Here is a 12,609-nt window from a genome sequence, read left to right as displayed (position 1 = left end):
TCTTACATCATATAAAGTTCCCCGTCCTTAATTACGGTATCCACGAGATTCATTCCCACATGATAAGGTAGGAACTTATAAGACGGGTATTTCAGCAAGATCACGTCCGCACGTTTTCCCACGCTGATACTTCCAATCTCGGAGGCACGTCCCACAGCTGCGGCTCCATTAATGGTCAATGCCGTTACCGCTTCTTCAGGGGTCATCTTCATATAGATACAGGCCAAGGCTATCATCATCGGGATCGAGGCGGAGAAACAACTTCCCGGATTTAGATCGGAAGCTAAAGCCACCGCGCAACCGGCATCTATCATCTTCCTTGCAGGCGCATACGGCTCATTCAAGGAAAAGGCAGTCAGCGGAAGTAAGGTAGCTACGACACCCGCTCTTGCCAGACGTTTGATGCCTGTGTCCGATATATGTAACAAATGATCAGCACTTACACACTTCAAGGAGGCCGCCAGTTCCGCCCCTCCGAAAGGAACGATCTCATCCGCATGCATCTTCAATTTAAAACGATGATGACGGGCGGCACGAAGCAAGCGCTCACTCTGTTCTAACGAGAAAACGCCTTTCTCACAAAACACATCACAAAACGTAACCGTATGTTCGGCTCGTATGGCAGGAAGAACTTCCTCGATCATATAATCCACATAATCGTCCGTACGACCGGCAAATTCAGGAGGAACAGCATGAGCTCCCAAAAAGGTCGATACGACATCCATCGGATGAGACTCATTCAGGTCCGACATGACACGAAGCTGAACTAATTCTGTTTGCAAATCCAAACCATAACCACTTTTCCCTTCCACTGTGGTAACACCCATGGAGAATAACTCATCCAAACGTTCTTCCCCTCTGTCCCATAGTGTATCGAAATCACTTTCACGGGTAGCTTTCATCGTATTCACGATACCTCCACCACGCTCCATGATCGACATATAACTATCTCCCCGCAATCGCCAAGAGAACTCCTCCTCCCGGTAACCGCCAAAGATAAAATGCGTATGGCTATCTACAAATCCGGGTAACACCGCTTGGTTCTCCGCCCGAATCTCCAAATAATCCTCCGCATGGATGTTTCGAAGTACCTCCTCCGTAGGTCCTACATGCGTAATAACCCCATCAGACATCGCTACGGCTCCATCCTCGATAACGCCTAAATCAGACATCTCCGCTCCCCGTCGCGCCTTATCCCCATGGCAAGTGACGATCTGGGCAGCATTCCTGATTAATATCTTGCTATTCTCCATACGCTATTCCATAATACGGGCTTCCAATACTTGATTCATAGAAAAGTCCTCTAATCCCAAATAGTAAGAGGCCGTATCGATCAACGCCTCCATAGGAACCAAGCCGATAATCTCGCTCCCCACCACCGGAACACCATATCTGCGAGCTTCGATACGAACTAACTCGAAGGCCCGGTACAAGGCCGTACGGGTATAATCGGTCATATTAATAGAGACCTGTACGATACCACGTTCCTTCAACTCAACCCCCATCGCTTTACAATAGCGTAAACCTCCGCCGATGAAACGGATTTTCTTCGCTATATCCGTAGCGATCTGCAATTGATTCGTTCCTAAGTTCACATTATAGGCGACCAAAGGCATGCGGGCTCCTATGGCGACCGTACCGGCTGTCGGATGTCTTTCGGCCGGACCAAAATCAGGTTTCCACTCCGGTTGATGGATTTTCTCTGCCATCCCCTCAAACTCTCCTTTACGGATCGCCGCCAGATTCTCCCGGTAAGGGGCGGAAGCTGATTTCTCATATAAGAAGACAGGTACGGCATAACGAGTGCCCACTTCCTCCCCTACTTCCTTAGACAAGGCGATCGCTTCTTCCATCGTACATCCGCGAATTGGTATAAAAGGAACAACATCTACGGCCCCCATTCGAGGATGTTGACCGCTATGCTTGTTTAAATCAATCAGCTCAACGGCAACTCCAATGGCCTCCAATACGGCTTGTTTTAAAGCGACTGGCTCCCCTACCACGGTAACAACCAAGCGATTGTGATCCTCGTCATTACTATAGTCCAACAGTTTAACACCCGTCTTAGCCCGGAAAGGCGCTACGATCTTATCTATCTTCTCCAGATCCCGTCCTTCACTGAAGTTAGGGACACATTCCATAATCTTATTCCAAGTACTCATACCGTTTTATTTAATGATGTTTGTACGATTTCATGAATAAACGCTTTCTCCGGGATATACGGGAGGGTAATATGATACTGTTCGCCACGATTCTCATTGAAAGTAGCGCTCGTACGCATCGCATTCGGGTTACGGGCCCATGAGCGACGGGCGACACCCCCCATCACGTCCCATATCATAGCGGAACGAAGTATCTCGTCCACCCGCTCACTACCATCGAGAACCATACCAAAACCTCCGTTTATCGCCTTACCGATACCAACCCCTCCACCATTATGAAGAGCGACCAAGCTCATACCCCGGGCGGCATTTCCAGCAAAGCACTGCACCGCCATATCAGCCATCACATTGCTTCCGTCCCGTATATTAGAGGTCTCACGGAATGGAGAATCCGTACCGCTCACGTCATGATGGTCTCGTCCCAACATAATCGGGCCTACCTCCCCATCACGTACCATTCGGTTAAACTCAAGGGCGATCTTCAAGCGCCCCTCAGCGTCTTGATATAAGATCCGGGCTTGCGTACCCACCACCAAACGGTTCTTCTCCGCGTCACGTATCCAATTATAATTATCCATATCCTGCCCTCTTCGAGTCGGATCGATACACGCCATAGCCGCATGATCCGTGCGAATCAAATCTTCCGGCTTACCGCTTAAACATACCCAGCGGAAAGGACCGTACCCATAATCAAATAATTCCGGCCCCATGATATCTTCCACATAAGAAGGCCATATAAAACCACCTTTCTCGTCCACACCGTTACGGGAAATCTCATGTACACCGGCATCATAGATCGCTTTCATGAAAGAGTTCCCATAGTCAAAGAAATAGGTACCCCGGGCAACCAGACGCTTGATCACCTCGAAATGTCTCTTCAACGTTTTATCGACCAAAGCACAAAAGTCTTCCCGGTGATGAGCCAATAATTCCGTACGTTCCTCAAACGTCACGCCTACCGGACAATAGCCACCTTCATAGACCGCATGACACGAGGTCTGATCACTCAAAAGGTCGATGGAAAGCCCCTGTTTATCGGCATATTCCAATAAATCCACGATATTGCCATGAAAAGCGATAGAGATCGGTTCTTTCTTACGAATCGCCTCGTCGGCTAAGGAGAAAGCTTTCCCCATATCATCCGTCACATGCTGGACCCATCCTTGGCATCGGCGTGTCTCGATACGGGAAGCGTCTACCTCGGCGATTATACTGGCAGCACCGGCAATCACGGCGGCTTTAGGTTGAGCGCCACTCATTCCTCCTAAACCAGAAGATACAAACAGATAGCCTCGCAAATCCTTATCTTGTGGAATCCCTAATTTCTTACGTCCGGCATTCAACAATGTATTAAACGTACCGTGTACGATACCTTGCGGGCCAATATACATCCAACCTCCGGCCGTCATCTGTCCATAATTAGCGACTCCCATCTGGGCGGCGACATGCCAATCCTTTTGGTTATCGAACATTCCCACCATCATGGAGTTCGTGATAATCACCCGTGGGGCATCCGGCTTGGAATGAAACAATCCCAGAGGATGCCCGGATTCGATCACCAAGGTCTGCTCCTCGGTCAGCTCCTCCAAATACTTCTTAATCAAACGATATTGCATCCAATTCTGGCAGACCTGCCCAGTCTCGCCATACGTAACTAACTCATAAGGGTACAAAGCGATATCAAAGCAAAGGTTATTATCGATCATTACTTGAAAGGCCTTTCCCTCGATACATTTACCTTTATATTCAGAGATAGGCTTCGCTTTCAAGTCTCCCTGCGGACGGTAACGATAACCATAGATCCGTCCCCGGGTCAATAATTCCTCCATGAACTCAGGAGCTAGCTTCTCATGTAATTCAACAGGGATGTAACGAAGCGCGTTCATCAATGCCGTTTCTGTTTGAGCGGGCGTAAGCGAATAGCCGCGATCGGGAGCACGGCGAATACCGGAAACGAAGGAAGGATATTCCGGCAAATAGTTATCAAGATGTATTTCCATAACGTGAATGATTTAGTAGGTGCTTACAATCTGCAAGGAATTTCACGGATTCAGCGCCGACAAGTTAGCGATTATCCAAATCCCAGCCAATTATCATTCCATGTTTAGAAGCATAAAAAAGCCCCCGTCTCTCTCATCCTCCCTAAGGGAAAGAAAGACGGGGGCATAATTATAATTGTTCAGTAGTAGAAGTTTTTCCTGATCCATTAGGACCAGCAACAATACAAAGTGTAGGGCGTTTCTCTTTCATTACAAATCACTATTTAGATTCGTTCGATCTATATATCTTCAGTTTTTCTCTCACTTCCTGCATTCTTCGTTTCAGTTCCATCTCCGCTCTAAGTGAACTTTCTCGAGCGGCAATAGCTACTTGCTCCATTATATCTTTCCTATCATGAAGTAACTTTAATTAAATGAATAGATTATCAATTAAATCTTCGCTCTATCAATCCAATTCTCTATTTTAAGATGAGGAATACGTTCTAGGTGCTTTACATTTTCTGTAACTAAAATCAAATCATTTGCTACGGCAGAAGCTCCAATCAACAAATCAAAATCATCTATTAAAAGTCCTTGAGATCGCAATGTGCTTTTTAGTTCAGCGAACATAAGCAAAGAACCGTAAATTGGTAAAACTGTAAACTGCGAGATAAAAGACTCTACCTCTTTCAACATTTTATCCTTTCGATTTGAGCAAGTAGCTCCATATAGAAGTTCGGCAATAGTAATTTCAGAAATAAAGCAATATCGCTTCATTTTATCATCAATCTTCTCATTTAAATGAAATTTCCCTTTCATATAGAAGATACATATGTTGGTATCTAAAAGATAACGCCTCATTCGTCAAAAGATTCAATAGATCGCGTTCCCAAAACACGTGCTTTATTAATTTCAGCAATAATCTCTTCTGCACTTTTGTCATCATCCCAAGCGCCAAACGAATCTTGTATGGATGTCTCTTTCTTTTTACCCCTCAAAAGGCTCTCTGAAAGCTTACGAATGACACGCAACTTTATCTCATCGCTAAACGATGACAATAAATTTATATAACTATCCGCTATTTTCACCGTTGTATCCATAATCTTTTTCTTTTACAGAAACAAATATAATCATTATTGATTATAATACAGTATTTAGTCTACTTTTTTTGCAAGCGTGAACCACCAATACAGCGTACCCAGTATTTATCAACAGGTTAACCATACCAGTTTTTCTGAACAAAATTCAGATTTCTTATTCTTTAACAATTAAGCGGCTGTTTGAGACGGCTTTGTTATCTCAGCATCCTTGCCGTCTCCATAACGACGAACATAGTCACATGGCAAGAACAAAGCGTCCACATTGTTCAACTTGCAACTTTCTACCAAACACAAAAAAAGGTGCATCAAAATGACACACCCTCCTCGTAACAAAAATAAAATCTTTATGATTAGCCTCTACTTAGGCCTACACAGTAAAACGAATTTAACTCATGGAATAGCTGTTAAAATCAACGCTCAATCAAGCCCCTTATACCTCCAACGATATACTCAATATCCCGATCCGTTACATACGGGCCGGAAGGCAGGCACAACCCAACCTTAAACAAAGATTCGCTCACCCCATTCACATAAGCCGGGCAATCTTTATAGACAGGTTGCTTATGCATCGGTTTCCACAAAGGACGGGATTCTATACCCATCGCGTCAAGTCCCACACGCATCGCCTCAACATTGGCATTCGGCTCGCAATCCGTATGTGCGTTAACCGCTACGTGAGTCACACCGCCCGCACCACCAACAGCACCTTGTACCGTTGCTTGATAAGCATCCTCCTGCCCTTTCACCCTCAATAAAGGATCCAAGACAATCGTATTCAACCAATAGTTACTATCAAAACGACCGGAAGGATTCTCATGCAAGGTGATCCCTCTCATATCCTTCAACAGTTCCCGGTATAAATCACACGTATGCTTATGATGAGCTACATGAGCATCAGCCACCGTCATCTGACCACGCCCGATACCCGCACAAATATTCGACATCCGGTAATTATACCCGATCCGCTCATGCTGGTAATACGGATAAGCCTCCCGAGCCTGCGTAGCGTAGAACATGATCTCCCGCTTAGCCTCCCCGTCCGGACAAATCAACGCACCACCACCACTGGTCGTAATCATCTTATTCCCATTGAACGACAGCACCCCATATTTTCCAAACGTACCCAACATACGTCCATCATAACGAGAGCCAAAACCCTCCGCCGCATCCTCTATGACCGGAATCCCATACCGATCAGCGACAGCCATAATCTCATCCACCTTATAAGGCATCCCATATAAGGCCACCGGGACAATCGCTTTCGGTGTTTTTCCCGTCTTCTCGATACGATCTTTAATAGCCTCTTCCAACAACACAGGATCCATATTCCAAGTATCCACCTCCGAATCCACGAATACAGGCGTAGCCCCCAAATAAGTGATCGGATGCGAGGAAGCACAGAAGGTAAAGCTCTGTACCAGCACCTCATCCCCCGGCTTCACGCCACAGGCAAGCAACGCCAAATGCACCGCGGCAGTACCGGCAGACAGAGCCACCACATGTTTACCTTCACCCACGAATTCCTCCAAATCTTTCTCAAATCCATTCACGTTCGGACCTAGAGGCACGACCCAGTTCGTATCAAAGGCTTCTTTGATATACATTTGTTCTTTGCCGCTCATGTGAGCAAGGCAAAGATAAATTCGTTTATTCATTATTATTGTGATTTTAGAAAATACTTCGGATCAGCATAAAAGCCTCAGCTCTTTCTACGCTAATTGTAGCACCTCTATATTTCGCCAAAGCTTCCAAAGCCTCTAAAGAACGAGAACTAGGGAACCGCCTTAGTTGAGATTGATAACACTCCATCGCTCTCAATTTCATTTTTATTCCATCTTGACTACAAGGAATGAATACCGTGGGAATAAAAGCATCATCCGCATAAGGAGCAGCCCATTCCGTTTCAGATAACGTTTCATAGGTATAAACTCGCTTAACCGTATAATCTCCAACAGGACGACAAGCGACTAATACACTGTCAAAGACCATCCGATGATCTTTATGAATATCTCCTCTATGGGGAATAAACACAGTATCTATTTGATTTTCGGATATACATTTTGAAACTTCACGAGACATGATATAACCTGGATATTGATCTAATGCAGGAGCCGGAAAATCAAAGAAAAAGGTCTGTTTTACACCTAGTAAACGATGAGCCTCCAGTGCCTCTGTTCTAACACGCTGAATACCTTTTTCGGAAAAAATATTTGGATCAGATTTACTGGCATTTGTCATAATCAGCACATACACATTATGACCTTCTTGTACCATTTTATAAATAGTTGCCCCACAGCCCAATATTTCATCATCCGCATGAGGTGCTACAACCAATATATTCTTAAACACGACTACTTAGTTAAATATTTGTTAATAATATTATAAACATATTCAATCTCATTCTTCCCATAACGTTGATCAATCGGTATAGGGATCATATAAGAGGATAGATAATACTCAAAAGATGTAGAATCAGTTTCCTTAAGCAAATAATTCCACCAACGTCCGGTATAAATCTTCTCTTTACTTAAAAGATCCACCATATCAGATTTCTCTACAACTAATGGATAAACAAATGGAACACAATTATCATCAAAATATATATGAGGATTGATTTTATTCATAGAAGAATATAAATCAGATGCTAAATTAAAATTCTCAAATCTTTTATTTTTAATATAATCATAAGGAGCATTTTTAAGTATAGCACGAGAAAGAATAGACATTCTAGAAATATTAGACATATCTATACGCTTCTCATTTAATTGTCTATATTGATAAGCAGAATTGCAACCCACTTCTATTCTTTGTAATAAGAAGCCTGCTGTCTCAGAAGATAAATCTTGATCATATTCATCACTAAACCTTACAGCATCTGGGCCTACCACATAACAGCCATCAGGAACGCCTACAAACTTTCTGGGAGAATAGACATTATAGACTCCATTTATAGGTTTTGCGAATAGAGATTGGGCATTGTCTATGATAACATTTTTATACCCCTCAATCAATGATAACATGTGCTCTATAGACATAAGGCCAAAATAATTCACAAACACTATTGCGGTATCATCATCTTGAGAAATATCAAGAGGCATAAAATCCTTATCTATATGATAATAATCAACTTTAAAACCTTTTCCAAGAAGAAAATCACGAACCGTAAAGCACTCATAATAAGGCAAAAGGACTTTATTTACATTTAGAAGTCTACAACAATGATAAATACCAGCTCTATTAAGATTTAACCTACAAACTTCAGAGCCATCAAACAACTCACCAGTATCACGTAAGTCTAATTCCAAAAAACTACCTATTTCCATTTATAGCATCAACCTTATCAACTACATACTCAAAATCAAATCCACAATTAAAAATATAATCAAGAACAGACATATTCTCTATAAAATCGCCCCATAACTGAGGATACTCAATAGGAGAATAATCCATATACTCTAATTTTAATCCTCTTTCATTAAAATGGGATTCATCTTGATACACTCTAGCACCATTGCCCGAAATATATGCAGTAGCTCCAACTTCCAATGACAAATCAATTACACGTTCCTCTTTTTTAGCATGAGAAAGTAATTCAGAGGATCTAAATATTTTAGGTTTAATACCAAATTGATTGGAGATAAATGTATTTAATGCTATATTCAAATCTGCCACATTGGAATAATCATTTAGATATACCTCTTTTAAAGATGGATAAATATCAGAAAAGAAAGGAGCTTTCTTATAATTCATCTCTATTGTCTTAAGATGCCTTTCCTTCCATTTCAATTCATCTTTCGGTCTCACATGATTAATAGGATCACCAAATTTCATTTCTACGGGAAACTTTACACGCAAGACACCTTGAGGAGTCTTGATCTTATTAAAATTGTGAGCCGCCTCATTCGAGAACTGAGCATCATCCAAGTATATAAACAAATCAGATTTATACATCTTGTAAAAGAATCCCAAATATGGAATATAATCAGGTTGATGTATTGCTACTTTCATAAGCATTATTTTTTTCTGTTCTTTCTTCAGATAAAGACTTTCTTACATATTCGCCATAATTATCATTTTTCCTATGGATTAAAAGTCTAAACGTTCTAAACAATATTTTTAAATCAATAAAGAAGGAGCAATCTTCACCATACTCCGCTTCCCACTGTAGTTGTTCATTCCAAGTTGGAGTAGGATTATCCTTTAAAACTTCAGGAGGTAACAAACCTCCTCTCACTTTAAATCTTTTTTTCTCATAATCAGAAAAATATATATTGTATTTAGAAGGCATTGGTCTTGGCCCTATGATAGCCATGTCTCCTTTCAAAATGTTTAATAACTCTGGTAACTCATCTAAACTGGTATTTCGTAACCAACTGCCAAATGAAGTTTTTCTCAGTTCATCCGGCAATAGATTCCCATCTGAATCAGTTTTATTAGTCATTGTCCTAAATTTCAATAAACTAAAAGAACGCCCATTCAAAGTTGAACGCTCTTGTATAAAGAAAATTGGAGATCCTAATTTAAACCGAATCACTACTATTAGAACTAAATATATGGGAATCAAAGATACAATGCCAAACAATGATAAAACAAAATCTATTATCCTTTTTATATATCTATACATCATACCACTATATATAAAAACATACTCAGATTATTTTTTTTCACTTTCCTTATTTTTCACCAAAGTTCCAAAATTAACAATCTGGCTTTTCTCACTTATCTCTATTCCTGTCCTAATAATTCGAGCTGGATTTCCCGCAATAAGACAATGACTAGGAAAACTTTTCGTAACTACACTACCAGCTCCCACAAACACATGATCCCCTAATGTTACGCCTGGAGTAATTATTGCTCTTCCACCAATGACACATCTCTTTCCTATATATGTATCAACTTTATTTTTACCCCTAAAATAATCATGAGCCAATAACATAACCCCAACCGACACCCTTGTCTCATCTCCAATATGAATACCCCTAGGATTTACTTTGTCCATATCTATCCTCTGAGAAATAGAGACGCCTTTTCCTATATCAACTTTTTTGACATATTTCAAATAATTGGTATATATACCACGAACTACCTTACTAACTCTTTGCCGAAATGTTTTCTTTTCCATATAACTTCAATATTAAATCTTAGAATATTAATTATTATCACTTATCAACTTAATCTTAAAATGCTTACTAGCGTTGGCACAACCATCGGTTTCGTCTTCACCCACATCGTCCCCCAACTCAATCCCAGTCCAAATGAAGATAGTAACAGTGTCGTTTCTTTAGTCCTAAGTTGGTTTGCGATCCTTATTACCATCAATGACGGAATCGAAGCACCTCCTAAGTTTCCAAACTCTCCCAAATTATAAGGTTCTCTTCAGGCAACTCCAGTTTTTCACAATACGATCCACGATCATCTTGTTCGCTTGATGAATCAAGAAATAATCTATATCTGTTTCACGATTGATATTATAATCTACTAAGAACATTTCGATAACTTGAGAGGATGGGATATAGCAAATGAGAAGACATTTATATGTTTATAAATAAAAATTCAGAACAAGATTATAATAAAGTATATCCACCATCTATCGCTAAACTAGAACCAGTTGTAAAAGTACTCGCATTAGAAAGCAGATAAATCGCATAGTAAGCGATTTCTTCTGGCTTCGCATAGCGCTTCAAAGGATAAGACAATTGATTTTTACTTACCTGTTCTTCAGAAATATTATCTCTATGAATAAAGGGAGTTTCTACCCTTGCAGGAAGTATACAATTCACACGAATTCGTTGAGCAGCTAATTCTACCGCTTGAACTTTCGCTATTCCCTGTATCGCAGACTTTGACGCTGCATAAATAGAGTTCCCGATATGTCCTGTAATCGGTCCATCGATAGAAGATAGATACACAATAGAAGCTCCTTTATTTATTCGTTTATATTTCAACAGTTTCTGAGTTAATAATACGGGAGCCTCAAAATTCAAACTCATCATCTTCCTCAAAATCTCATACGTTGTAAACTTAAACGGCAATGTCAATCCCATACCTGCGGAATGCACTAAGCCATCAATCACACCGACATGACTACACAAGTCCTCTATGGACTGAGAATCCGCTATATCACAGCTAAAATAGGAATGATCTCCATCCTCTAACTCTGCAAAAGCCCGAATTAAGCGTTCTTCATTTCTTGCGACTAATATCAAGTCCGCTCCCATCCGACTGCATTCTAAGGCTATACTTTTTCCAATACCGGAAGAAGCTCCGGTTACCAAAATTCTTTTTCCTTTAAGAGAAAAAGGATTATAGTTTTCCCTCATACTCTATCAAAGATAAATAACGTAAATCTGTTGAAAAATAAATGCTACCCCATGATAATCCTACTCCAAAAGCTGTCGCAATTACTTTTTGTTTTTTCTTAAGCATATCATTACACGAAGTGGTTAATGTCAATGGAATTGTAGCACAACTTGTATTTCCATAATCTCGTAACGAATAAGGAACCCTTTCCTCCGGAATTTTCAATTTCTTACGAATCTTCTCATTCATAAATAAATTGGCCTGATGAAATATAAAATAGTCTATCTCATTCACCTCTAAAGAAGCAAAGCTAAGAATATCCAAAACCGACTCCGGTGCTCTTTTTAACCCAAATGCAAAAACAGACATTCCATCCATTTCACTATCTAATGGTCGCCGAGCAATGCCTTCCCCATAAACCACTTCTTTCAATGAATTTTCAGTTACAGGATTCCGTGCTCCACCATCTTTAACAATAATTGAACGGTAAGATTTCCCTTCTGTCGCAAACGTAAAAAACATATCATCCGATTCTTCCGAATACTCTAAGGCCGTTGCTGTTCCCGCATCTCCAAATAAAGGCCAAGCGGTCTTATCATTCCTTGATTTGAATTTCGTAGGCGTATCACCAACCAGCAACAAAGCCTTCTTCATATACCCAGATGATAAAAGAGAAGCAACAACACTCATTCCATAAACCCAACCCGGACAACCATAAGATATATCTAATGTATAACATTCCGTTTTTAGGCCTAAACGTCCTTGCATAATACAAGCATTTGAGGGTAATATATAATCCGGAGTTTGGGTCACGAATATCAGGCAATCAATCTCATCCCGTCTCCAGTTCAGCCCCATGAGCAAATCTTCAGCTGCGTCATAACATAAATCCGCAGAAGTCGTATCCACATCCGCAATACGTCTACGCTCAATGCCTGTAGAAGCTATCACTTTTTCAGCCTCACCCTTTTTAAAAAAAGACAATTCCTTATTTTCCTCAATCATTTTAGGAACACATGACGTAATTCCCGCAATCTTTACATTTGAGATTTTTAAATGACTCATTTT

At 40.9% G+C, this 12,609-nt stretch carries 14 protein-coding genes; all 14 read right to left on the bottom strand.

The window, feature by feature from the left end; translation table 11 throughout:
* Positions 1 to 2 precede the first annotated feature (2 nt).
* The gene (gene hutI / locus ACYIA1_RS19410; protein ID WP_005859151.1) at positions 3 to 1,253 is read right to left on the bottom strand and encodes an imidazolonepropionase; all 1,251 of its coding nucleotides are present in this window, start codon (positions 1,251 to 1,253) and stop codon (positions 3 to 5) included.
* Between the two features lie 3 nt (positions 1,254 to 1,256).
* Positions 1,257 to 2,162, bottom strand: a complete 906-nt coding sequence (gene ftcD, locus ACYIA1_RS19405) for a glutamate formimidoyltransferase (protein ID WP_154397039.1) — start codon at positions 2,160 to 2,162, stop codon at positions 1,257 to 1,259.
* Complete coding sequence (locus ACYIA1_RS19400) at positions 2,159 to 4,162, bottom strand: urocanate hydratase (protein WP_480336268.1); 2,004 nt, start codon at positions 4,160 to 4,162, stop codon at positions 2,159 to 2,161. Before ACYIA1_RS19400 ends, ftcD begins: the two co-directional genes overlap by 4 nt.
* Positions 4,163 to 4,591: 429 nt before the next feature.
* Entirely contained in the window at positions 4,592 to 5,002 is a 411-nt protein-coding gene (locus tag ACYIA1_RS19395; protein WP_005859157.1) for a type II toxin-antitoxin system VapC family toxin, read from the bottom strand.
* Entirely contained in the window at positions 4,999 to 5,241 is a 243-nt protein-coding gene (locus tag ACYIA1_RS19390) for a hypothetical protein (protein WP_005859159.1), read from the bottom strand. The genes ACYIA1_RS19395 and ACYIA1_RS19390 overlap by 4 nt, the downstream gene beginning before the upstream one ends.
* A 410-nt stretch (positions 5,242 to 5,651) precedes the next feature.
* A complete protein-coding gene (locus ACYIA1_RS19385; protein WP_195300645.1) occupies positions 5,652 to 6,896 on the bottom strand; it encodes a DegT/DnrJ/EryC1/StrS family aminotransferase in 1,245 nt (414 codons plus the stop codon).
* Between the two features lie 13 nt (positions 6,897 to 6,909).
* The gene (locus ACYIA1_RS19380) at positions 6,910 to 7,590 is read right to left on the bottom strand and encodes a PIG-L deacetylase family protein (RefSeq protein WP_195300644.1); all 681 of its coding nucleotides are present in this window, start codon (positions 7,588 to 7,590) and stop codon (positions 6,910 to 6,912) included.
* 2 nt (positions 7,591 to 7,592) lie between these two features.
* The gene (locus ACYIA1_RS19375; RefSeq protein ID WP_229047268.1) at positions 7,593 to 8,546 is read right to left on the bottom strand and encodes a hypothetical protein; all 954 of its coding nucleotides are present in this window, start codon (positions 8,544 to 8,546) and stop codon (positions 7,593 to 7,595) included.
* Positions 8,547 to 8,550: 4 nt separating this feature from the next.
* Entirely contained in the window at positions 8,551 to 9,249 is a 699-nt protein-coding gene (locus ACYIA1_RS19370) for a WbqC family protein (protein WP_195300642.1), read from the bottom strand.
* A complete protein-coding gene (locus tag ACYIA1_RS19365; protein ID WP_195300641.1) occupies positions 9,224 to 9,868 on the bottom strand; it encodes a sugar transferase in 645 nt (214 codons plus the stop codon). The genes ACYIA1_RS19370 and ACYIA1_RS19365 overlap by 26 nt, the downstream gene beginning before the upstream one ends.
* A gap of 27 nt (positions 9,869 to 9,895) precedes the next feature.
* Positions 9,896 to 10,363 carry an acyltransferase gene (locus ACYIA1_RS19360; RefSeq protein WP_008779285.1) on the bottom strand — a complete coding sequence of 156 codons (468 nt, stop codon included), beginning with the start codon at positions 10,361 to 10,363 and terminating at the stop codon, positions 9,896 to 9,898.
* A gap of 44 nt (positions 10,364 to 10,407) precedes the next feature.
* On the bottom strand, positions 10,408 to 10,557 hold the full coding sequence (locus ACYIA1_RS19355; RefSeq protein ID WP_458251819.1) for a hypothetical protein: 150 nt from the start codon (positions 10,555 to 10,557) through the stop codon (positions 10,408 to 10,410).
* 248 nt (positions 10,558 to 10,805) lie between these two features.
* Positions 10,806 to 11,561, bottom strand: coding sequence for an SDR family NAD(P)-dependent oxidoreductase (locus tag ACYIA1_RS19350; RefSeq protein WP_195300640.1), 756 nt, complete (start codon positions 11,559 to 11,561; stop codon positions 10,806 to 10,808).
* Complete coding sequence (locus tag ACYIA1_RS19345) at positions 11,545 to 12,606, bottom strand: 3-oxoacyl-ACP synthase III family protein (protein WP_195300639.1); 1,062 nt, start codon at positions 12,604 to 12,606, stop codon at positions 11,545 to 11,547. Before ACYIA1_RS19345 ends, ACYIA1_RS19350 begins: the two co-directional genes overlap by 17 nt.
* Positions 12,607 to 12,609: the final 3 nt, after the last annotated feature.

Source organism: Parabacteroides sp. KHUB-02 (genome assembly GCF_056640955.1).
The sequence above is the reverse complement of the archived record's forward strand: the minus strand, read 5'-3'. Positions and strand labels throughout refer to the sequence as shown.